We start from the raw sequence: 22,386 nt of genomic DNA, 5'->3' as shown, positions 1-22,386 counted from the left end.
GCGTTGCGCCGTTAAACGCGCCGCGTGACCTGCATCGGCAGGCCGCCCTGCGGCTGTGTCGTCAGTTTCTGCACCGGCCACGGCTTGGTCTCGGCGGTCACATCGAAGCGGAAGCGCGACAGCATGATGGCCAGCGCAATGATCGCCTCCTGCATGGCGAAGCTGGCGCCGATGCAGATGCGCGGACCGGCGCCGAACGGCAGATACTGGAAGCGGTCGATCTTCTCGCGGTTTCCCGGATGGAAGCGTTCGGGCATGAAGGCGTCGGGCATGTCCCACAGTTTTCTGTGGCGGTGGACGACCCAAGGCATCACCAGTACGGCCGCGCGCTTGGGGAGCACCAGATCGTTCCAGGTCTCCGTCTCGATCGGCTCGCGGTTGATCGACGGCGCCGGCGGATAAAGCCGCAGCGCCTCCTCGAAGGCGGCGCGGGTGAACGGCATTGCCTCGAGCCATTTCGTTGGGTCGGGTTCGCGCGCCAGCACGGCCTCGATCTCGCGCTCGACCTTTTCGCGCTCCCACGGCGCTTCGGCGAGGCAGTAGATCGTCCAGCCCAGTGCCCGCGCGGTGGTCTCGTGGCCGGCGCCGATGAAGGTGATGATGTTGTCCTCGACTTCCGCCCGCGTCAGCCCGTCGGGGCCTTCGGCGCGCAGCAGAAGCGTCAGGAAATCCTGCGGCGCGGTGTCGGGGTCGCGCTTCAGCCGCTCCTCGCGCATCTTGACCGTATCGGTGACGATCTTGCGGAAATAGGCCATGGTCTTGCGGCCGCGGATGCGGGTCAGCCGCGGCAGCCATTCGGGCGCGCGCAACAGGTCGAGCGGATCGACGCGGCCCATGGTCTCGAACAGGCGGTCGATCTCCTGCGCGAAACTGCCGGGCTCGCCCGCAATCTCGCCCGAAAACAGCGTCTCGGCCAGGATATCGTAGGTGAGCAGCGTCATGTCATGGGCGACATCGGTCATGCCGCCTTCGTCATAGCGGGCGACGAACTGCATCGTGCGGCGCAGCATCGGCTCGGCGAAGCCGAAGATATGCCGCGGCGTGAACACCGGCGCCATCGCCTTGCGCGAGCGCTTCCACACCTCGCCTTCGGCGGTCAACAGCCCGTCGCGCAAGATCGGTCGCAGGATCATCTGGCGCACCGTCGCCATCTTGTAGTTCTTGGCGTTGTCGATCAGCACGTGACGGATAAGGCCGGGATCGTTGGCGACGATCAGATGCCCGCCGACGCCATTCGCCGAAATCCAGGGCTCGTTGTAGGTGTGCTCGCCCCACAGTTCGAGCGGATTGCGGTAGACGATCCGCATCATCTCCAGCGTCGAAGGCGGCGTCGTGCGCGGCTTGGGCGCCGACGGCACGAAGGGGACGGGCTGCGTGTCCATGAGGTGCTCCGCTGATAGCTCAGATGTAGTGGCTGGAAATCCGGGCGTCCATGTGACCGAACGGCAAACTGAAACGCTGCAGCGCCCGGTGTGCCCGACAGACGGTGTGTTCATCGGATCGTGACCGCCGGTGAAACGGTTGCGGCTTGTCCGGTTGGACACTCTGCCATAGGTGACAGTTACCAACAGCTACTGCCAATCGCCCAGGAGAGTCCGCTTGAAGCACAAGCTGAACATCATAATCGGCAGCACGCGGCCGGGCCGCGCCGGGCCGGTCTTCGCCCACTGGCTGGAGGATTTTGCCCGCGAGCACGGCAAATTCGAACCAGTGCTGACCGACATTGCCGCATTCCAGCTGCCGGTTCTGGACGAACCGCACCATCCGAAACTCGGCAAATACGAGAAGGACCATACGAAGGCCTGGTCGAAGGCAATCGACGCCGCCGACGCCTTTGTCTTCGTGGCGCCGGAATACAATTATTTCGTCGCTCCGGCGATCGTCAACGCGATCGATTATCTATCGCGCGAATGGAAATACAAACCTGCCGCCATCTTCAGCTATGGCGGGGTTTCCGGAGGCCTGCGCGCCGCGCAGGCGCTGAAGCCACTGCTGACCGCGGTGGGCGTCATGCCCATCTCGGAAGGCGTCGCGCTGCCGATGTATCAGAAACTGCTGGAGAGCGACGGCTCCTTCCAGGCTAGTGAGCAGGTAGAGGGTGGGACCAAGACCATGCTGGACGAGCTCTCGCGCTGGAGCGGGGCGCTGAAGCCGATGCGGGCTGCGTAACGCAGCCGGCCCCGGCTTGCTCATGCCATAAAGAGGTGGAATGGTCGGCAGGTGACTGAGCCGGGGGCGGTTCGATTTGCGCCTGTTGTTTGCCTTGCTGTTGATGCTTGCGACCACCGCCACAGCGGTGGCGGAGCGGCGCGTGGCGTTGGTCATTGCCGAGGACGACTACCGGCTGGTGCGGAAGCTCTCCAATCCGGTCAACGACGGCGAGGCGATGGAAGCGGCGCTGAAGAAGCTCGGCTTCGAGGTCGTGGTCGAGACCAATCGTGATCTCAGGCGCATGCGCCGGGCTCTCGACGATTTTCGCGAGGACGCCATGGGCGCCGACGTGGCGCTGGTGTATTTCTCCGGCCATGGCGTCGAAATCTCCGGCGACAACCGTCTTCTGCCGGTCGATGCCGATGCCTCCTCGCTCGACCAGCTGGAGAAGACCAGCCTGCCGCTGGAGGAAGTGCGCGATGCGGTTGCCGCCACGGCGAAGGTCGGGCTGATCGTGCTCGACGCCTGCCGCAGCGATCCGTTCACAGGCGGCAACGGCGACGGGCGTGGCGCCACATCGCTGATCAAGGACCTGGTGGACAAGATCAAGCCGGGCCTCGGACGCGTCGGCAAGGCGGAAAACATCCTGTTCGCCTTTTCGGCGGCGCCCGGCGAGACGGCTGCCGACGGTACCGGTGCGAATTCGCCCTTTACAGCGGCGCTGATCAAATACCTCGGCGCCGACGGGCTCGAAATCCGCTCGGTGCTGACGCTGGTGCAGCAGGAGGTCTACGACCTTTCGCGCGGAAAACAGCTGCCCTACGTCGAGAGCGGGCTGCCGAAGCTGTTCTTCGCCTCGGCGGCCAAGGAACAACTGCCGGAGCGCGAGCGGCTGTTGCTTGCCATGGCCGATGTGACGCCGGAAATGCGCGGCGCGGTCGAACGGGTCGCCACCGATGCCGACATGCCGCTGGCGCCGCTCTATGGCGCGCTGATCAGTTCCGACACCAGCCATCTCTCCGGCGAAAGCCTGGACGCCAAATTGCGCGAGGCCGCCGACGCCTTCGTCAAGGTGCGCGGCGAGATGAAGACGCTGGCCGCCGACGACCCGCAGGTGACCGAACTGCGCCGCCAGGCCGAGGAACAGTTGGCGCTCGGCGCTTTCGATGGTGCACGCGTGATCCTCGCCAAGGCCGCCGACGTCGACAATGTCTCGCGCCAGGCGTTGAAGGCCAATTTCGTCAGCCGCACCCTGTCCGAAGCCGCGACGCGATTTCTCTCGGGCGGCGCGGCGCGTGCCACCCTGGACTATGCAACCGCCATCAAGGACTATGAAACGGTGCTGGCGCTCTATGGCGAAGCCGGGCAGACCTCGCTCAGCCTGGAACAGGCCGACCGCCAAAGCCGCACGCTGGAAGAGCTCGGCATCCTCTACACAACGGTCGGCAACACCGACGCCGCCGGCCGCGCCTTTGCGGCGCTGGTCGCCAATCTCGAGCAGCGGTCACGTCAGGAAACCGATCCCAGCGTCAAGCGCGACCTCGCCATCGGCCATATCAAGTTCGCCAACATCAAGATGGCGCAAGGCGATCTGCCGGCCTCCCTGCAAAACTATGAGGCGGCCAGGGACATGTTGCAGGGCCTGACCACAAACGTGCCGGACAAGAAGGACTGGCTCGGCGATCTCGCCATGGCCCATGACAAGATCGGCAATGTGCTGGCCACGCAAGGCGATGTGGGTGCGGCAGCCCAAGCCTACCAGCAAAGCCTGTTCATCAAGCAGCAATTGGCCGATGCCGAGCCGAACAGCGTCTATCTGCTGCGCGACCTGACCATTACCTACGACGAAATCGGCGGTCTTGCCCGCACCGCCGGCCAGCTGGATGGCGCCCAGACTGCATTCGAAGAGAGCCTGAGAATTCGGCTGGCGCTGGCGCAGAACAACCCCGACGACCCCAGGCATCAGCGCGCCGTCTCCGTCAGCTACACCAGGATCGGCGACGTCCTGCGCGAGCGTGGCGACGCTGCGGGCGCGCTCGACGCCTACAACAAGAGCCAAATAATCGCCGAAGCGCTGGTGCGCCGCGACTCAAACGACACCGATTTGAAGCGCGACCTGTCGGTCGGTTACGCCAAGATCGGCAATGCTTACGGCGACCAGAAGGACTGGCCACTCGCGTTGGAGGCCTACCAGCAGGCGCTGGCCACGGCGCGAGACCTTGCCGCCAGCGACCCAGGCAACACCGATTGGCAGCGCGACCTGTCAGTCTGTCTGGAAAAAATTGCCGGCGTGTTTGATGCCCAGGGCGATATCGCCGGTGCTTTGCAGAACTACCAGGACAGTCTCGTCATTGCCGACCGGTTGGCAAAGCTCGACCCGGGCAATTCCGACTGGCAGCGCGACCTGTCGATCACGTTCGAGGAAATAGGCCTGCTGGAGACCAAGCAGCGCCACTATGAGGGCTCGAAGAAGGCCTTCGAAGCCAGCCTGGCCATCCGCCAGCGGTTGGCCCTGTCCGATCCGGACAATGCGATCTGGCAATTCGATCTGGTACAGGCCTACATCAACTATGCCTATGTGGCGAAGAATCCGAAGGCTGTGTTGTCGCAGGCGCTAGACCTGACGCTGGAGCTTGACCGCACAGGCAAACTGGCGCCGAGGGACAAACCCACGATCAAATATCTGCGCCGTCTTCTGGCCAAATTGAAAGCCGCGAAAAAATAGCCGGCTGCCAGCTCGGGATTCAGCCCTGAAATGCCCGCAAACCTTGGAAAAACCGCCTTTTGCGCCTATATCTAGGACATCAAAGCGGCGTGATTCGAAGCCATTTTTTCGCGCTGAGCATGCGGCATCAATCAGACAGGTTTTCATGAGCGATCAAAGCGACAACGCCAACGGCGCTGAGGCCGAATACGGCGCCGATTCCATCAAGGTTTTGAAGGGGTTGGACGCTGTCCGCAAGCGGCCGGGCATGTATATCGGCGATACCGACGACGGCTCGGGCCTGCATCACATGGTCTATGAGGTGGTCGACAACGCCATCGACGAGGCGCTGGCCGGCCATGCCGACCTGGTCACGGTGACGCTTAATCCCGACGGTTCGGTCACCGTTATCGACAATGGCCGCGGGATTCCGACCGATATTCACACTGGCGAAGGCATTTCGGCGGCCGAAGTGATCATGACGCAGCTGCATGCCGGCGGCAAATTCGACCAGAATTCCTACAAGGTGTCTGGCGGCCTGCACGGCGTCGGCGTCTCGGTGGTCAATGCGCTGTCGGCTTGGCTGAAGCTGAAAATCCGCCGCAACGGCCAGATTTTCGAGATGAGCTTCACGCATGGCAATGCCGATGCGCCGCTCAAGGCCACCGGCAGCTATGAGCAGAACAAGCAGCCCGGCACCTATGAGGGCCGCAGCGGTTCCGAGATCACCTTCTTTCCGTCGTCCGAAACCTTCACCATGGTCGAATTCGACTTCGGCACGCTGGAGCACCGGCTGCGCGAGCTCGCCTTCCTGAATTCCGGGGTGCGCATCATTTTGACCGATGCCCGCCATGCCGATCTCGTGCGCCACGAACTGCACTATGATGGCGGCCTGGAAGAGTTCGTCAAATATCTCGACCGGGTCAAGAAACCGCTGATCGACAAGCCGATCGCCATCAAGGCCGAGCGCGACGGCATCACCGTCGAAGTGGCGATGTGGTGGAACGACAGCTACCACGAGAACGTGCTGGCCTTCACCAACAACATCCCGCAGCGCGATGGCGGCACCCATCTGGCCGGCTTCCGTGGCGCGCTGACGCGCCAGATCACCGGCTATGGCGAATCGTCGGGCCTGACCAAGAAGGAAAAGGTGGCGCTGATCGGCGACGACTGCCGCGAAGGCCTGACGGCGGTGCTGTCGGTCAAGGTGCCCGACCCGAAATTCTCCTCGCAGACCAAGGACAAGCTGGTCTCGTCAGAGGTGCGGCCCGTGGTCGAAGGCCTGGTCAACGAGGCGCTTGGCACATGGCTGGAAGAACACCCGACCGAGGGCAAGGTGGTCATCGACAAGGTGATCCAGGCGGCCGCGGCGCGTGAAGCCGCGCGCAAGGCCCGCGACATCACCCGCAAAAGCTCGCTCGGCGTCACCTCTCTGCCCGGCAAGCTTGCCGACTGCCAGGAACGCGACCCGGCGAAATCCGAAATCTTCATCGTCGAGGGTGACTCGGCCGGCGGCTCCGCCAAGGGCGGCCGTTCGCGCCAGAACCAGGCGATCCTGCCGCTGCGCGGCAAGATCCTCAATGTCGAGCGCGCCCGCTTCGACCGCATGCTAGGCTCCGAGATGATCGGCACGCTGATCACCGCGCTCGGCACCTCGATCGGCAAGGACGAGTTCAACGCCGACAAATTGCGCTACCACAAGATCATCCTGATGACCGACGCCGACGTCGACGGCGCCCATATCAGGACCTTGCTGCTCACCTTCTTCTTCCGCCAGATGCCGGAGCTGATCGAGCGCGGCCATCTCTACATCGCCCAGCCGCCGCTCTACAAAGTGACGCGCGGAAAAAGCTCGCAATACATCAAGGACGAGAGCGCCTTCGAGGAATTCCTGATCGGCTCCGGGCTGGAAGAGGCGTCGCTGACGCTTGCCTCCGGCGAGGCGCGGGCCGGACAGGATCTGCGCGGCTCGATCGACGATGCACTGGCAGTACGCCAGCTCATCAACGGGCTGCATACGCGATACAACAGGGGTGTGGTCGAACAGGCGGCGATCGCCGGTGCGCTCAATGCCGATGTGCTGAACGATCTCGGCCGCGCCAACGCCATGGCCGAACGCGTCGCCCAGCGCCTCGACATCATCGCCGAGGACACCGAGCGCGGCTGGACCGGCCGGCTGTCGACCTCCAATGAAGGCGTCGGCGGCTACGTGTTCGAACGCACGGTGCGCAGCGTCAAGGAATTCGCGCAGCTCGATGCCGGGCTGATAAATTCAGCCGACGCACGCCAGCTCGACCGCTATGCTCCGCGCCTCATGGAGGTTTATGGCGAGCCGCCGGTGCTGCGCCGCAAGGATGTCTCCGAAACCATTTCGGGGCCGCTGGCGCTGCTCAACGCGGTGTTTGCGACCGGCCGCAAGGGCCTGACTATGCAGCGCTACAAGGGCCTCGGCGAGATGAACGCCGAGCAGCTCTGGGAAACCACGCTCGACCCGAATGTGCGCTCGCTGCTGCAGGTCAAGGTGAATGACGCAACCGATGCTGACAGCTTGTTCTCGCGGCTGATGGGCGACGAGGTCGAGCCGCGGCGCGAATTCATCCAGGACAATGCGCTGTCGGTGGCCAATCTGGACATTTGATGGCGGGGGCCTTGCCGCCGAAGCTCCACTCCGGGGTCAGGCCTTTGGTTCCAGCTTTCGCCCGAGGTCCACCACGTCGCGCAGCACTTGCAGATGCGAGCGCGGCGCGGTGCCCGCCGGCGGGGCGATTTCAACGCCGTTTGCCGTCGATGACCAATAAAGCGTGTGCGTGAAGATACGGCCAAGTGAGCTGCGAAGCTCGATCTGGATGTTCTCCACACCGGGGCCGAAGTTTTCCGTCATCGGACCGGAAATCGGATCGCCTGTCGCCCAGCCATTGCCGCGGTCGTAGACGTTGGTCCAGCGCGTTGCCGCAAACACCGCGCCATGATGCACTGCGCGCTGCGCCTTGCCTTGGCTGTGTCCTTCCCGGTAAAGCACGGTGCCGCCGGGGCGCCCGTCATCGGCAATCGGCGGGCAGGCCGAGAACAGGCGCTCGGCAAGGCCACGCCTGAATTCCGCGAGATTGTAGGTCACCAGGAATTCGCTGTGGGAGAGCGGACTGCCAAGCGTGACGAAATCGCTGATCTTCCAGGGCAGCGGGTGGTCGGCGTCCTTGGCCCGAAGCTGCTGGTAGAGCGCCCATTGGCCGCGCCGGAACCCGGCGAGGTCTTCAAGGTTCTTTGGCCACGCTGACCCATCAGAGCCGAGCGTTGCCTTGTCGATGGCCTCGACCGCCGCCAGTTTGGCCTTGTCGCGGACCGCTTCCAGCCTTCGCGGCCGGAACTCGGCCCACAGGATCTGCAGCAAATCATAGGCGATGATCGACCCCAGGCTGTGCGAGACTAGCACGATGCGGTCGTAAGCATCGTCCTTCATCAGCGTCTTGAGCAACGTCAGGCCGCGGTCGCGGATCAGCGCACGCTTCTCGATCGTCGCCGCCTCGGCGCGCACATAAGCGGCGACGTCACCGAAATAGGGCAGGGCGAACTGATCCACCGCCCAGATGACAAAAGAAGCGAGGGTGGTGATCATCAGGCCGGTCGTCAAGGTAACGGCCTGTTGCCAGACCGATGTTGCCAGCACGAGTGCTGCGCCCAGAATGACGATAACGATCAGAAGTGTGGCGACGTAAAGCTTGCGGGCGTCGAGCGGAATGTCGGCGGGCTTGCGCCACAACAGGTTCGTAACCCAGGCGGCCAGCCTGCCGCGCGTCGTGCCTTGCGTGATGTCGGCCCAATAAAGCTCGTAGAAATCGGTACGGCGGCCATCGACGTCGTAGGGCGTGGTGATGCGGCGCAGCTCGTGTGACTTGGTCCGGCTGTCGGGCGTGATCCAGCTCTGGTTGATCGTGGCGCCGGAAACGGCCGGATCGGGAATCTGGGCGTAGGGTGGAGCACGGGTGGGATCGCTGCTCCAGACCGCCTGGACGAATCCCCTCAGCGTACCCATCGGCCGCTGCTCGCCCATGCCGTGCACGATCACCACCGCCTGGCCGGGCTGCGCCTTTTTGTAAGCCAGCGATGCGACAGTCTTGGGCATCAGCGTCTCCGTTGACGACATCCGACGGCGGGATCGCTCATGCTACCCCCGGCTCACCGAGCCAACAATACACGGCAGCCCATGTGGAACTCCGTGAACCAATCCACAGTTTCGCAGTCGTGCCTCGGGCCGCGCGGAAAATAGTTCCGTTCCCGGCAAGCAAATCATTTCATTGCCCTTCGGAACGGAAATCGCTCAGGAACATTGTGACGACATCGATCAATTTCTCGCAGGGAGGCTCTTTATGGGACGCGGTATTTTGCTCTGGTTGCTCGGTATTCCGATCCCGATCATCATTCTCATCATGCTGTTCGTACGGTAGGAGGCGTCGATGCAGTCCACCGTATCGGCTGTCGACGTATCCGCCTCAACAGAATCCTCCGCCCCGGCCGTCAGCTGGGGTCCGATCATCGCCGGCGCCTTCGCGGCCTCGACGCTGACCTTCATCCTCATGCTGCTCGGTTCGGGGCTGGGGCTGACCATGGTCTCGCCGTGGTCCGGCGCCAGTGCCTCGCTGACCACCTTCGCGGTGTCCGGCGCCATCTGGCTCATCATCGTGCAATGGCTGTCCTCCGGGGTCGGTGGCTATCTTGCCGGACGCCTGCGCACCAAATGGGTCGGCATCCACACCGACGAGGTCTATTTCCGTGACACCGCGCACGGCCTCCTCGCCTGGGCGCTGGCGACATTGCTGGTCGTCGGCATTCTCGGGTCGGCGCTGTCGGCAGTGCTTGGTTCAGGCGTGCAGGCGGCTTCTACTGTTGGCTCGGGCGCCGCCATGGGTGCTTCGGCCGGCGCGTCCGCCAATGCCGGCAGCGCACCGACCGACAATGCGACATCCTATCTCGTGGATACGCTGTTCCGTCCGGCTGATGCCGCCAGGCTCGCGGCGGCCAATCCGGACAGCGATGCGGCTGCGGCCGGGCAGGCTTCGCGCATCCTCATCGCCAGTGCGGCGGCAGGCGAAATTTCGGCTGACGACAAGACCTATCTGTCGCAGCTCGTCGCCGCCCGCACCGGGCTTTCCGAGGCTGACGCCAAGGCGCGTGTCGACGCCCTGGTGGCCAGGGTCGAGGACGCCAAGGTCAAGGCCAAGCAGGCCGCCGACGCCGCCCGGAAAGGCAGCGCCACCTTCGCACTGCTTGGCGCCCTGTCGCTGGTTATCGGCGCCTTCATCGCCAGCGCTGCGGCAGCACTGGGCGGCAGGCAGCGCGACGACGAGGAAGCGGTTTTCCTGACCAGCCGCTGAACCGGTCTTCAACATAGAAAAGTCCGGTCGAACCGGGCTTTTTTGTTTCCGATGATGGACCGACAACCTTCCAGTGGAAGGTTGCGGCGGGATCAGTGATCCATCGCCTTGACGATTTCCTCGGTCATCTTCTTGGCGTCGCCGAGCAGCATCATGGTGCCGTCCTTGTAGAACAGCGTGTTGTCAATGCCGGCGTAGCCCGAGCCGAGCGAGCGCTTGACGAACAGGCAGGTGCGGGCCTTGTCGACGTCGAGGATCGGCATGCCGTAGATCGGCGACGACTTGTCGTCGCGGGCGGACGGATTGGTGACGTCGTTGGCGCCGATGACATAGGCGACATCGGCCTGCGCGAACTCGGAGTTGATGTCTTCCAGTTCGAACACTTCGTCATAGGGAACATTGGCTTCGGCGAGCAGCACGTTCATGTGGCCGGGCATGCGGCCGGCCACGGGGTGGATGGCGTATTTGACATCCACGCCATTGGCCTTGAGCTTGTCGGCCATTTCGCGCAGCGCGTGCTGGGCCTGGGCGACCGCCATGCCGTAGCCCGGCACGATGATGACCTTCTGTGCGTTCATCATCAGATAGGCAGCGTCGTCGGCCGAGCCCTGCTTGACCGTGCGTTCGATGCCGTCATCGGCAACCGCCGCGGTCTCGCCGCCGAAGCCGCCGAGGATGACCGAGATGAACGACCGGTTCATGCCCTTGCACATGATGTAGGACAGGATGGCGCCGGACGAGCCGACCAGCGCGCCGGTGATGATCAACGCCAGATTGCCAAGCGTGAAGCCGAGTGCCGCGGCGGCCCAGCCGGAATAAGAATTCAGCATCGAGACGACTACCGGCATGTCGGCGCCGCCGATCGGGATGATCAAGAGGACGCCGAGCGCCAGCGACGCCGCGACGATCAGCCAGAACACCAGCTTGGCCTCGGTGGTGACCAGAAGCACGATCAGCACGATCAGCGCGATGCCGAGGACCGCGTTGATGATGTGACGGCCGCCGATCATGATCGGCTTGCCCGACATGCGGCCATCGAGCTTGAGGAAGGCGATGACGGAGCCGGTGAAAGTGATGGCGCCGATGGCAACGCCAAGGCTCATCTCGATCAGCGCCTGGGCGTGGATGTCGCCATTCGTGCCGATGCCGAAACTTTCCGGCGCGTAGATGGCGGCTGCCGCGACCATGACGGCGGCAAGGCCGACCAGCGAGTGGAAGGCGGCGACCAGCTGCGGCATCGACGTCATGGCGATGCGGCGCGCTGTAACGGCGCCGACGCCGCCGCCGATGGCCAGACCAAGCACGATCAGGCCGAAGCGCCCGGCGGACGGAGTCGCCAGCGCCAGCGTGGTGGCGATGGCAATGCCCATGCCGATCATGCCGTAGAGATTGCCTTGGCGGCTGGTGGTCGGATGCGATAGGCCGCGAAGCGCCATGATGAACAGGACGCCGGAGACCAGGTAGAGGAAGGACGCGAAGTTGGCGTTCATGGCTCTCTATCGGTCCTTCTTCTTGTACATGGCCAGCATGCGCTGGGTGACCAGGAAGCCGCCAAAGATGTTGACCGAGACCAGCATCAGCGCGACGAAGCCGAAGCCGGTGGCAATGCCGGAGGCCGAGATGCCGACGGCCAGCAGCGCGCCGACGACGATGACCGAGGAGATGGCGTTGGTGACCGCCATCAGCGGCGTGTGCAGCGCCGGCGTCACCGACCAGACGACGTAGTATCCGACGAAGATCGCAAGTACGAAGATGGCGAAGCGGAAGACGAAGGGATCGATGGCGCCGCCGGACAGTGCGTGCGCGGCATCGCCCGCCGCATCGGCGCCACCGGGCGCGTTGGCCAGGTTCTGCACAGCCAGCCGGACGGCGGCACTTGCCTGGTCGAGCTGATCGAGGGCTTTCTGCAAGGTCTGATCCATCACGCGATCCCCTTCGGCTTGGCGGCGGACTTGCCGGCAGTGGCTTTGTCGGACGCCTTTTTCGGTGCAGCCTTCTTCGGCGTGGCATCAGCCACCATGGTCTCCGCCGGAATGGCCGCCGGTTCGACATGGGGCTGTTCCGCCGCCTTGGCGAAGGCCGGATGCACCACGCGGCCAGCGTCGGTCAGCATCGTCGCCTTGACCAGATCGTCTTCGCGGTTGATGGCGAGCGTCTTGCTGGTCTTGTCGACCAGCGTCTCGAGGAAGGCGAACAGGTTCCTGGCGTAGAGCAGCGAGGCCGATGCGGCGACGCGGCCGGGCACGTTGAGGTGGCCGACGATTTTCACGCCATTGGCCGTGGTCACCACCTGGCCTGCAACTGCGCCTTCGACATTGCCGCCGCGCTCGACGGCGAGGTCGACGATCACCGAGCCCGGCTTCATCGAGGCGACCATCGCCGCCGACACCAGCTTCGGCGCCGGACGGCCGGGGATCAGCGCCGTGGTGATGACGATGTCCTGCTTGGCGATGTGCTCAGCGGTGAGCGCTGCCTGCTTGGCCTGATACTCCTTCGACATTTCCTTGGCGTAGCCGCCGGCGGTCTCGGCCGCCTTGAACTCCTCGTCCTCGACGGCGAGGAACTTTGCGCCGAGCGACGCCACCTGTTCCTTGGCGGCGGGACGAACGTCGGTGGCGGTGACGACGGCGCCGAGACGGCGCGCCGTGGCGATCGCCTGCAGGCCGGCAACGCCGACGCCCATAATGAAGATCTTCGCTGCCGGCACGGTGCCGGCCGCCGTCATCATCATCGGCAGCGCGCGGTCATACTCCGATGCGCCGTCGATCACGGCCTGGTAGCCGGCGAGATTGGCCTGCGACGACAGCACGTCCATCGACTGGGCGCGGGTGATGCGCGGCATGAATTCCATCGAGAAGGCGGTGACCCCAGCCTCGGCAAGCGCCGCGACCGCGGCATCATTGCCGTAGGGATCCATGATGGCGATGACCGCCGCACCCGATTTGTAGCCCTTCAGCTCGGCGTTGGTCGGCCGGCGCACCTTCAGCACCACATCCGCCCGGCTCGCATCCGAAGCCTTGCCGATCGCGGCGCCCGCCTTGGCGAACTCCTCATCGGGAATGCGCGACCTGGTGCCGGCGCCCGTCTCGACGGTGACGTCGAAGCCCAGCGCCGCCAGCCGCTTCACGGTATCGGGCGAGGCCGCGACACGAGGCTCGCTGGCATCGAGCTCGCGAGGGATGAAAACCGTCTGTCCCACCGCATGATCCTTTCGGCTGGAACCTGTTTGCGCAAGAGTGCGGCTTTGCGAAAGAGTGCGGCCGGATGTCCGGCTACGCCCTTGGCAAGGGTCTGAAGAGACTATCGGAGAATGAAGGCGCCGAGGGCGAGGATCAGCACGAACAGGATGGTCGCGGAGAAGAAGCCGCCTGCGAAGAAGCCGAAAGCCATGGCCAGGAGCAGGGCGCCGCAGAACAGCGAGCCGTATTTGGCCAGCGCCAGAAAGCCATGATAGGTGCGGTCATGTTCGGCATAGTCCATCTTCGCGCCCAGTTCGACAGGACCGGTCGGCGTGTGATCAGCCATAGGAATACCCCTTCGAAGACATCTTTGAGGCACATAGCGAAAAGCCAGGCCAAGAGCAATGGCGCTATTGCCGCACGACCAGCGACAACAGCCTCAAAGAATGTTGAAAGCCGGCGGTATGGGCTCTTGTCGCCGGCCTGGCGTCGAACGTTAAGGGTTTGCGCTTCAACCGGCCAGATGCGGAAACAGCCCGAGCAGCCCAATGACGATCAGATAGAGCGCGACGATGTAGTTGAGCAGCCGCGGCATCACCAGGATCAGCACGCCGGCAATCAGCGAGATCAGCGGGGTAAGCGCGAGCTCGGGAATATGCATGTCGGTTCCTTTCTATGGCCGCGTCGGCGTCATCCAGAACGCGGAAGCGGCGGGAAAGCTCCAGAGCTCGCGTGCCAAATTGCGCAGGCTTCAGTGGTGTCAGGCGGCTTCGCGGAAAAACTTGGCGGTGGGCAGGATGGTTAGCGGTGCGAGTTCGCCGCTCTTGGGGCGTTGGAAGAGCATGCGCTGCTCGAACGCCGTGGAGTTGAAGAACGGGAAGCGATCCAGCGTCGCCTGCATGTTTTCGGAGCACTTCGACTGGAACAGATGCACGGGAACGGTGAGACCGGGATAGATGCGGGGGGGCACCGCCTGCTCGGAACGGAAGATGCGATGATAGAAGCCGGCATGCTCTTCCTTGACCGCCGTCAGGCAATATGTCGGTTTGAAGTGGCTGCAAGCTACGACCGCAAGCCTGAGCGTCACGTAGGGCAGCACGCGCAGGCTGGTCGACCACTCGATATCGGCAGCGAAACGGCTTGGATCGACGAACGTCTCGCCAACTGCCAGCCGCCGCGCCAGCGTGTCGCCGAACACGGCCGTGCTGGGGGAAACAGGGTATTTCGCGCAGGCGTAGTGGATTCTGATGGTGCTGACCAGAACACCATCGAAGAACACGCCAAATCGGTAGGAATTGCGCAGATCGTCGAAGTCGTCCTTTACCATACGCGAGGCATCGGGCTTCACCATGCCAGCATGAAGGTAGGATTTGTAGCGAAGTCGATAGATGGCTTCCAAATCCTCGGCACCGTCGCAAAGGCGATACTCGACGTGCTCCAGGACGTCCATGATATGACGAGAAAACACCGAAGGAGACTGAGCGGTGGCCCTAGAAGCCACCAGAGGCATACCTGCTAGCTGAGTTTCCATTGTTACCCTCGTGCCGTCGCAACTAAACCATACCGGACGACCGAATGAACAAGAAGATGAAACTCTAATCGTCTGTGTTTACCGAATATTAACGTTAACAATAGGTTAACGTTTTGGCAATTCACAGCTTTTTTGACGGCTTCCAAGCGCGATTTAAAGGTTGGGCTTCATGTGGTCGCGAGTTTGGCGACGGGCCGCAATTCCGCGGCGAAGGGCCAGGTCACACTGGACATCGTTTCGATGCCGGACGCGCTGAGAGCTGCGCCGAAGAGGAAGCCCTGGACGAGGTCGGGTTTCACCGAATGCACCAGGATCTTCAGCTGTTCGAACGTTTCCACACCTTCGATGGTGACGGTCAGCCCGAGCACGCGGGTCAGGTCCACGATGCCCTTCAACAAGTCGAGCGAACGCTTGTTCTGGGTCACGTCCATCAGGAACGAACGGTCGATCTTGATCTTGTCGAGCGGCAGCTTGTGGAGGTAGCTCAGGCTTGAATAGCCGGTGCCGAAATCGTCGAGCGCGATGCGCACGCCAAGCTGCTTCAGTTCCTCGATATACTGGCGCGTCAGCGATTTGTCGTCGAGCAGCGCGGTTTCGGTGACTTCGATCTCGAGGCGGCCGGCGGCGAGCCCCGAAGTGGCAAGCGCGTCGCGAACCTTCTGGACGACGTCGCGGCTGCGGAAATCCTTGGCCGAAAGGTTGACCGAGACGCTGGTCTGTGCGGGCCATTTGGCGCATTCGGCGCAGGCAGCCGCCAGCACGAAGGTGCTGATCTCGGAAATGATGCCCATTTCTTCGGCCAGCGGAATGAAGACGCTGGGCGAAACCGGCCCGAGGTCGGGATGATCCCAGCGGCACAGCGCCTCGCAGCTGGCGATGCGCATGGTGTTCATCGCCACGATGGGCTGATAGACCACCCGCAGCGCCTTGCCTTCGACCGCCGTGCGCAGGTCGGCCTTCATCATCTGGCGGTTGCGGAACGCCGCATCCATCGCCGCCTCGAACAGTCGCCAGTTGTTCTTGCCGAGTTCCTTGGCCTTGTAGAGCGCCAGATCCGCCTTGACGATCATGGCGTCGACATCGGTGTCCTCGACCCTGGACAGCACGGTGCCCGCGCTTGCCTGGATGCGCAGGCTGTGACCGGCGACATCGACTTCGCCCTGCAGATCGGCAAAGATCTGGTCGAGCAGGCCGGTCAGATGGCTTTCATCCTCGACGCGGTCGAAGAAGATCATGAACTCGTCGCCGCCGAAGCGGCTGACATTGACGCCTTGCCCGGCGACGGCCGCCAGTCGCTCGGCAACGGCATAGATCAGCCCATCGCCGACCGGATGGCCAAGTGTGTCGTTGACGCTCTTGAAATCGTCGAGATCGAGCACCGCCAGGGCGCACAGCCGGTCGCGGCTGCCCGACGCCATGGCCTCGCCGACGAGCTCATGGAAATAGGCGCGGTTCGGCAGGCCGGTGAGGCTGTCATAGCGCGCCATGAAGCGGATCTTTTCTTCGGACTCGACGCGGGCGGTGACGTCCTCGAAGGTGATGACGCCGAGGTCCTGATTGCCCTCGCGGGCCGAGAACTCGTAGTGCTGGCCATTGGAGAAGGAGACCAGCACCTTGCGGTCACGGCCTTCGCGCAACGCGCGCGTCAGCTGCGCTTCGACATAGCGGCAGTCTTTCGGCGCCAGCATGCCGCCCGCAACGCCGCGCAGGAGCAGCGAATGGATCGACCGCCCGAGCAGCTGGTCGGGCGAGCGCAGCGACATCAGATGCGCTGCTTCGGCATTGCCGACCACGACCTTGCCGTCGGGTCCGAGCATAACCAGGCCATGCGACATGGTGTTGAGTGCGCGGTTGAAGCGCTGCGCGATTTGCCTCGCCTGCTTATGCCCGACCACGGCCGAGAACAGCACGTTGCGCACATGGTCGGCACTGCCCTTGATGATGAACATGAACGGGATGATGAGCAGCCCAAGCACGACACTGGGGATGTCAAACCTGAGGATAAGGGCTGCTGCGATCGGCCCGACGAAGGTTACCGCGAAGATCGTGACCATGCGGGGCGAGCCGTAGTTTCGGCCTACGACCGTGACCAGAGAGCCAAGCGTTATGGCGAGCGCTGCGATCTCGGCATACGCATCCGAGTAGACATAGATCGAAATGAAGCAGAACAGGCCCAGCATCAGCCCCTGGATGCTGCCGTTCAGGATATATTCGCGCTCCCATCGTGTCGCATCCAAGGCATCGTGGATGGAACCACCCAGGCGATGGAACCGCCGCAAGCTGAAATACCGCCAAACGCCGATGCCAAGCAGTGCTCCGGCAAGAACCAGGAAGACAGGCTGGCCGTTGCGCCAATAGACCATAAGGCTGGCGGTTGCGTGGCAAAGCGCGCCAATGACCAGCATATGCGCGTTGTCGAACAACGAGCGCACAAACTGGATATAAACATCCACAGGGATGTTATCGGTCTTTGTTCTGCCCATTACTGGCGCCCAACTGAACCACAGCCTTGGCATAGTCCCATTAAAAAACCTTTAGCTCGCGCTGAAGGGCCTGTTTTTCCGGCCCTTTTGGCTACTCAGCGGCTTGTAATGCGCTTGGCTGCACCGGCAACTTGAATCGTTCAAGAAGGCGATTTCGTTCATCCGCCGCCTTTTCGGCGCTGGCTTGCCTGACATGGCCGTAGCCGCGAATGAGCGCCGGCACCGAGACAAGGGCGATGGCGGCCTCGATCCTGCCTGGCGCAAGTGCTTTGGCGACAAGCTCCAGATCGGCCTCATAGCGGGCCAGAAGCTGCCGCTCGATGCGCCGCTCAGTGCTGTAGCCGAACACGTCGAAGGCCGTGCCGCGCAGGCCTTTCAGCGCCGCCAGCAGGCGAAAACCCTTCATCATCCACGGGCCGAAGCTCGATTTCCTCGGCTTGCCGTCATTGCCGCGCCTGCCCATGATCGGCGGCGCCAGATGAAATTCGAGCTTTTCGTAGCTCTGGAACTGTTTTGACAGCTCCATAGCGAAGGAGCCGTCAGTGTAGAGCCGCGCCACCTCGTATTCGTCCTTGATCGCCATCAGCTTGAACAGATTTTTGGCGGCTGCCTCGGTCACCGCGGTCGAGCCGGGCACGGCCTTTGCCTCGGCGGCACGCAGGACCGCCAGCCGCTCGACATAGCGCCTGCCATAGGCGGCATTCTGATAGGCAGAGAGGAAAGCGACGCGGCGGGCGATGATATCGTCCAGCGTCTCGGCGATCTCAGTGGCCTTGCTCGGTTGCGCGATGAGGCCGCGCACAAACTCCGGCTGATGCGCGGCGCGCCGGCCCCAGCGGAAGGCGGCGATGTTCATCGCCACCGCCTCGCCATTCAATTCAATCGCTCTTTCAACGGCTTGCGCGGACAGCGGCAGCCCGCCATGCTGGAAAGCGAAGCCGAGCATGAACATGTTGGCGCCGAGCGAATTGCCGAACAATTGGGTGGCGGTGCCCGTCGCGTCGAAGAAATGCGTCTTGTCGTCGCCAGCGGCAGCGCGGATCGCCTTCTTCAGGCGCTCGATGGGCAGCGAGAAATCGGCCGAGCGGGCGAACTCGCCAGGCATGATCTCGGCGGTGTTGGCAAGGAAGATGGTATGGCCTTCGCGCACCGCGCCAAGCACCTTCTTGGCGCCGGACACGACAAGGTCGCAGCCGAGTACCAGGTCGGCCTTGCCGGCCGAAACGCGGATCGCGTGGATGTCGTCCGGCGTGCGGGCGATGCGGACATGGGTGAACACCGAACCGCCCTTCTGGGCGAGGCCGGCCATGTCGATCATGCCGCAGCCCTTGTCCTCGAGATGGGCGGCCATACCGAGCACAGCACCTATGGTGACGACGCCGGTGCCGCCGACGCCGTCGATGATCGCCGCCCAACCCTCGCTACTGAGCGGGAATTCGGCTGGCACCGGCACGCCGTCAAGCGGGTCTGAGCGCCCGGCAATGCCTTCGGCCTTCCTGATCTTGGCGCCGTGCACGGTGACGAAGGACGGGCAGAAGCCGTTGACGCAGGAGAAGTCCTTGTTGCAGCTCGACTGGTCTATTCTGCGCTTGCGGCCGAACTCGGTTTCGACCGGCTGGATCGAGACGCAGTTCGATTGCACCCCGCAATCGCCGCAGCCCTCGCAGACCAGTTCGTTGATGAAGACCCGCTTGTCGGGATCCGGGAAGGTGCCGCGCTTGCGGCGGCGGCGCTTTTCGGCGGCGCAGGTCTGGTCGTAGAGCAGCACCGAGACGCCCTTGACGTCGCGCAGCTCGCGCTGGACGAGGTCGAGGTCGTCGCGGTGGTGGATGGTGGCGCCGAAGGGGAATTCGGCCTTCCCCGCATATTTGTCCGGCTCGTCGGTGACGATGGCGATGCGCTCGACGCCTTCGGCGCGCACCTGCCTGGCGATCATGTCGACAGTCAGGCCGCCCTCATGCGGCTGGCCGCCGGTCATGGCGACGGCGTCGTTGTAGAGGATCTTGTAGGTGATGTTGGCATCGGTCGACAGCGCGAAGCGGATCGCCAGCGTGCCGGAGTGATTGTAGGTCCCGTCGCCGAGATTCTGGAAAATGTGGCCGCGCTTGGAGAATGGCGCCTGGCCGACCCATTGTGCGCCCTCGCCGCCCATGGCGGTGAAGCCGACCGTGTTGCGGTCCATCCACAGCGCCATGAAATGGCAGCCGATACCGGCGGCGGCGATCGAGCCGACCGGCACCTTGGTCGAGGAATTGTGCGGGCAGCCGGAGCAGAAGAACGGCGTGCGCGAACCGATATCGCTGGTGTCGGCAAGCATCGCCTGGAACTGGCGCAGCTTTGCCACCTTGGCAGTGATCTCTTCCGAAGGGCCGATTGTGCGCAGGATGCGCTCGCCCAGCGCAATGGCGATCTCGTTGGGGTCGAGCGCGCCCTTGGCCGGGAACAGCCAGTCGCCGCGCTCGTCCTTCTTGCCGACGATCATCGGCTGGGTGGCGGTGCCGTAGAGGTTTTCGCGCAGTTGCACCTCGATCAGCGAGCGCTTCTCCTCGACGACGACGATGGTGTCGAGGCCGCGGGCGAATTCGGCGATATGCTGCAGGTCGAGCGGCCATGGGCAACCGACCTTGAACAGGCGGATGCCGATGCGGCCGGCGGCGGCCTCGTCGATGCCGATGTCTTCCAGCGCCTGGCGGACATCGAGATAGCTCTTGCCGAGCGTGATGATACCGAGCTTCGGCGCGCGGCCGCCCGAATAGACGATGCGGTTCAGGCCGTTGGCATGGATGAAGGCGGATGCAGCGGCGCGCTTGTATTCATGCAGCCGCTCCTCCTGGCCGAGCATGTCGATCTCATCGCGGATGTTGAGGCCGCCGGGCGGCATATCGAACTCCGGCACGACGATGTTCAGGCGCTCGAGCGCGGCATCGACGGAGGCCGTGGATTCGATGTTGTCCTTGACGCATTTGATAGCCGCCCAGGTGCCGGCGAAGCGCGACATGGCAAAGCCGTAGAGGCCGTAGTCGATGATCTCCTGAACGCCGGCCGGGTTGAGGATCGGCACCATGGTGTCGACGAACAGGAATTCGGTGGCGTGCGCATTGGTCGATGATTCGGCCATATGGTCGTCGCCCATCAGCGCAAGCACGCCGCCATACTTCGACGATCCCGCGAGGTTGGCGTGGCGGAAAACGTCGCCGGAGCGGTCGACGCCCGGACCCTTGCCGTACCAGACCGAAAATACCCCGTCATGCTTGCCTTCGCCCAGCAATTCCGTCTGCTGAGAGCCCCAGCAGGCGGTGGCGGCAAGCTCCTCGTTGAGGCCGGGCTGGAAAACGATGTCGGCCTGCGCCAGCTGCTTTTTCGCCCGCCACAGCTGCATATCGAGGCCGCCGAGCGGCGAGCCGCGATAACCGGACACGAAGCCGGCCGTGTTGAGGCCGGCCCGGCGGTCGCGCTCGCGCTGCATCAAAAGCATGCGGATGACCGCCTGTGCGCCGGACAGGAAGATGCGCTCCTTACCGAGATCGAACTTGTCGTCGAGCGCGACGTCGTGCAGCGTCATCAGGCATTTCCTCGGCGGAGGCAGCACCGGGGGGCGCGCAGCCAACGTAGGAGTGAGATGGCGCAGTCTTTCTCCGCTTGCAAGGCAGGTCAAACGAAATCGAAAGTGCCAGGCAAAGCGCAACGAACGATCCGCTGCCGTCGCGTATCCGGCACGAAATCGGTCCGCGGCGGTTGTCCGGCGACCGAAAATTTCCACGCAGTCGCGCCCGGCAAAGACGCGTCAGCCTTTCGAGCAATCCGGCTTCGGCTCACCCGGCAGCTTGCCGTCGGGATGGCCGGCAAGATCGGGATTGGCCGTATAGAGCTGGTCGACCACCAGCGGCCGGTCGGGAAGGATCGACTGGTCCTCGCTCGACATCAGCGTCGTGTCGATCTTCTGCAGGAACGTGCCGTCAGGACCCCTGATGCTGATGGAGATCGCATAGGGTTTGTCCTTGACGATGCAGGTGAGCGCCGGGCTCTCCAGGCTGACCTTGTCGAGCTTCGGCCAGACCTTCTGCTCGACTACCAGGGGAGGGCCGCCGGCCGGATTCTGGAAACTGGCGACCGCCACCTGGCCTTCGCCCATCGGCTGCAGGGGCCGCAGCGTCACGACATAGGTCGCCCGGGCGAGACGGTAGTTGAAGACGACGACCTTGCCGGAAACCTCGAACAGCTTGCCGTCGCCGCCGGTGTCGCGGCAGGCGCCAAGCGCAACGGCTGCAATGAGCGCAGCACCGACAAGGATTGAACGAAAAACAACCCTAAGCATTGTTGACCTCATGTGCCGCCGTGCGGCGGCGATAGTGACGGCTTGCTTTCTGGCGGTTGCCGCACACAGCCATATCGCACCAAAGGCGGCTGGAATTGCGGCTCCTGTCGAGAAACAGCCAGCGGCAATTGGGACAGATCCTGAGCCTGGCGACCGTGTCGTCGCGCAGCAGCGACAAGGCCGAAACCGCCAGCGCCGCCTCGAACGCGATCGGCGTCGATGGATCGCCGAACGGTCTACCCGGTGCGCCGATTTCGGCAGGGCTCCGATCGAGGCCGTTGGCGCAGGCCTTGAGAAAAGCGGCGAGGTCGCCGGCGGCAAGCGCACCTTTCGACACCGCGCCGCGAAACAGGCGGTCGGTCGTCTCGCGGATCGCCAGCACCACCGGCGCGATGCTGTCCGGCGAGGTCGCCTCTAGCGGTCTGCCGCCAAGCTCGGCACCGCGAAAGCCGGTTGCGGCGTTGGCGAAGCGCGCGATCTCGGCCGGATCGGCAAAACGGTCGAAAGTCTTTTCCGGATCGTTGCGCAACACCACGGTGTTGGCCGTATCGAGCGCAAGAATGCCGCCGGTGAAGCGATGTGGGCTCCAAGATACTGTCATATCAGAAATCTAACCGATAAATCGCGTTTGACAAGTTAGATTTTACGATGCAA

The 22,386-nt window shown here is 63.5% G+C and carries 16 protein-coding genes; 4 read left to right on the top strand and 12 right to left on the bottom strand.

What is annotated here, in order from left to right; translation table 11 throughout:
- Window positions 1–11 precede the first annotated feature (11 nt).
- Window positions 12–1,382, bottom strand: coding sequence for a cytochrome P450 (locus ACYG9R_RS08985; protein WP_023823887.1), 1,371 nt, complete (start codon window positions 1,380–1,382; stop codon window positions 12–14).
- A gap of 217 nt (window positions 1,383–1,599) precedes the next feature.
- Here ACYG9R_RS08985 and ACYG9R_RS08980 point away from each other — a divergent pair, with 217 nt between their 5' ends.
- The 3 genes from ACYG9R_RS08980 (at window position 1,600) to gyrB (ending at window position 7,493) form a co-directional block, all read left to right on the top strand.
- A complete protein-coding gene (locus ACYG9R_RS08980; protein WP_023823886.1) occupies window positions 1,600–2,169 on the top strand; it encodes an NADPH-dependent FMN reductase in 570 nt (189 codons plus the stop codon).
- A 76-nt stretch (window positions 2,170–2,245) separates the two neighbouring features.
- A complete protein-coding gene (locus ACYG9R_RS08975) occupies window positions 2,246–4,876 on the top strand; it encodes a caspase family protein (protein WP_023823885.1) in 2,631 nt (876 codons plus the stop codon).
- Between the two features lie 145 nt (window positions 4,877–5,021).
- On the top strand, window positions 5,022–7,493 hold the full coding sequence (gyrB, locus tag ACYG9R_RS08970) for a DNA topoisomerase (ATP-hydrolyzing) subunit B (protein ID WP_023671333.1): 2,472 nt from the start codon (window positions 5,022–5,024) through the stop codon (window positions 7,491–7,493).
- A gap of 36 nt (window positions 7,494–7,529) precedes the next feature.
- Here the strand turns inward: gyrB and ACYG9R_RS08965 are convergent, their stop codons facing one another.
- Window positions 7,530–8,975, bottom strand: coding sequence for a hypothetical protein (locus ACYG9R_RS08965; RefSeq protein ID WP_031199333.1), 1,446 nt, complete (start codon window positions 8,973–8,975; stop codon window positions 7,530–7,532).
- Window positions 8,976–9,306: 331 nt separating this feature from the next.
- Here ACYG9R_RS08965 and ACYG9R_RS08960 point away from each other — a divergent pair, with 331 nt between their 5' ends.
- On the top strand, window positions 9,307–10,224 hold the full coding sequence (locus tag ACYG9R_RS08960) for a membrane protein (protein WP_023823883.1): 918 nt from the start codon (window positions 9,307–9,309) through the stop codon (window positions 10,222–10,224).
- Between the two features lie 92 nt (window positions 10,225–10,316).
- Here the strand turns inward: ACYG9R_RS08960 and ACYG9R_RS08955 are convergent, their stop codons facing one another.
- The 10 genes from ACYG9R_RS08955 to ACYG9R_RS08910 all read right to left on the bottom strand — a co-directional run bounded on the left by ACYG9R_RS08955 (window position 10,317) and on the right by ACYG9R_RS08910 (window position 22,333).
- Window positions 10,317–11,714: an NAD(P)(+) transhydrogenase (Re/Si-specific) subunit beta gene (locus ACYG9R_RS08955; protein WP_023671337.1), complete on the bottom strand. Its 1,398-nt coding sequence runs from the start codon at window positions 11,712–11,714 to the stop codon at window positions 10,317–10,319.
- Window positions 11,715–11,720: 6 nt separating this feature from the next.
- Window positions 11,721–12,146 carry a proton-translocating transhydrogenase family protein gene (locus tag ACYG9R_RS08950; RefSeq protein ID WP_032885960.1) on the bottom strand — a complete coding sequence of 142 codons (426 nt, stop codon included), beginning with the start codon at window positions 12,144–12,146 and terminating at the stop codon, window positions 11,721–11,723.
- Window positions 12,146–13,423: a Re/Si-specific NAD(P)(+) transhydrogenase subunit alpha gene (locus ACYG9R_RS08945; protein WP_023739660.1), complete on the bottom strand. Its 1,278-nt coding sequence runs from the start codon at window positions 13,421–13,423 to the stop codon at window positions 12,146–12,148. The genes ACYG9R_RS08950 and ACYG9R_RS08945 overlap by 1 nt, the downstream gene beginning before the upstream one ends.
- Window positions 13,424–13,524: 101 nt before the next feature.
- A complete protein-coding gene (locus ACYG9R_RS08940) occupies window positions 13,525–13,749 on the bottom strand; it encodes an aa3-type cytochrome c oxidase subunit IV (RefSeq protein ID WP_023671340.1) in 225 nt (74 codons plus the stop codon).
- 165 nt (window positions 13,750–13,914) lie between these two features.
- Window positions 13,915–14,064, bottom strand: a complete 150-nt coding sequence (locus ACYG9R_RS08935; protein ID WP_023671341.1) for a DUF3096 domain-containing protein — start codon at window positions 14,062–14,064, stop codon at window positions 13,915–13,917.
- Window positions 14,065–14,163: 99 nt separating this feature from the next.
- On the bottom strand, window positions 14,164–14,934 hold the full coding sequence (locus tag ACYG9R_RS08930) for an N-acyl amino acid synthase FeeM domain-containing protein (protein ID WP_023683521.1): 771 nt from the start codon (window positions 14,932–14,934) through the stop codon (window positions 14,164–14,166).
- 167 nt (window positions 14,935–15,101) lie between these two features.
- On the bottom strand, window positions 15,102–17,417 hold the full coding sequence (locus ACYG9R_RS08925) for a putative bifunctional diguanylate cyclase/phosphodiesterase (protein ID WP_023739659.1): 2,316 nt from the start codon (window positions 17,415–17,417) through the stop codon (window positions 15,102–15,104).
- A 91-nt stretch (window positions 17,418–17,508) separates the two neighbouring features.
- On the bottom strand, window positions 17,509–20,979 hold the full coding sequence (locus tag ACYG9R_RS08920) for an indolepyruvate ferredoxin oxidoreductase family protein (protein ID WP_023823882.1): 3,471 nt from the start codon (window positions 20,977–20,979) through the stop codon (window positions 17,509–17,511).
- 222 nt (window positions 20,980–21,201) lie between these two features.
- A complete protein-coding gene (locus tag ACYG9R_RS08915; RefSeq protein ID WP_023694704.1) occupies window positions 21,202–21,732 on the bottom strand; it encodes a hypothetical protein in 531 nt (176 codons plus the stop codon).
- Window positions 21,725–22,333: a CGNR zinc finger domain-containing protein gene (locus ACYG9R_RS08910; RefSeq protein ID WP_023823881.1), complete on the bottom strand. Its 609-nt coding sequence runs from the start codon at window positions 22,331–22,333 to the stop codon at window positions 21,725–21,727. The genes ACYG9R_RS08915 and ACYG9R_RS08910 overlap by 8 nt, the downstream gene beginning before the upstream one ends.
- Window positions 22,334–22,386: the final 53 nt, after the last annotated feature.

The sequence above is a fragment of the Mesorhizobium sp. RSR565B genome (assembly GCF_054719465.1).
This window is presented reverse-complemented; position numbering and strand designations above follow the sequence as displayed.

Coding starts and splice junctions, on each gene's coding strand:
- ACYG9R_RS08985 (WP_023823887.1), bottom strand. CDS start 1,382: ATGGACACGCAGCCCGTCCCCTTCGTGCCGTCGGCGCCCAAGCCGCGC.
- gyrB (WP_023671333.1), top strand. CDS start 5,022: ATGAGCGATCAAAGCGACAACGCCAACGGCGCTGAGGCCGAATACGGC.
- ACYG9R_RS08965 (WP_031199333.1), bottom strand. CDS start 8,975: ATGCCCAAGACTGTCGCATCGCTGGCTTACAAAAAGGCGCAGCCCGGC.
- ACYG9R_RS08960 (WP_023823883.1), top strand. CDS start 9,307: ATGCAGTCCACCGTATCGGCTGTCGACGTATCCGCCTCAACAGAATCC.
- ACYG9R_RS08955 (WP_023671337.1), bottom strand. CDS start 11,714: ATGAACGCCAACTTCGCGTCCTTCCTCTACCTGGTCTCCGGCGTCCTG.
- ACYG9R_RS08950 (WP_032885960.1), bottom strand. CDS start 12,146: ATGGATCAGACCTTGCAGAAAGCCCTCGATCAGCTCGACCAGGCAAGT.
- ACYG9R_RS08940 (WP_023671340.1), bottom strand. CDS start 13,749: ATGGCTGATCACACGCCGACCGGTCCTGTCGAACTGGGCGCGAAGATG.
- ACYG9R_RS08935 (WP_023671341.1), bottom strand. CDS start 14,064: ATGCATATTCCCGAGCTCGCGCTTACCCCGCTGATCTCGCTGATTGCC.
- ACYG9R_RS08930 (WP_023683521.1), bottom strand. CDS start 14,934: ATGGAAACTCAGCTAGCAGGTATGCCTCTGGTGGCTTCTAGGGCCACC.
- ACYG9R_RS08925 (WP_023739659.1), bottom strand. CDS start 17,417: ATGGGCAGAACAAAGACCGATAACATCCCTGTGGATGTTTATATCCAG.
- ACYG9R_RS08920 (WP_023823882.1), bottom strand. CDS start 20,979: ATGACGCTGCACGACGTCGCGCTCGACGACAAGTTCGATCTCGGTAAG.
- ACYG9R_RS08915 (WP_023694704.1), bottom strand. CDS start 21,732: ATGCTTAGGGTTGTTTTTCGTTCAATCCTTGTCGGTGCTGCGCTCATT.
- ACYG9R_RS08910 (WP_023823881.1), bottom strand. CDS start 22,333: ATGACAGTATCTTGGAGCCCACATCGCTTCACCGGCGGCATTCTTGCG.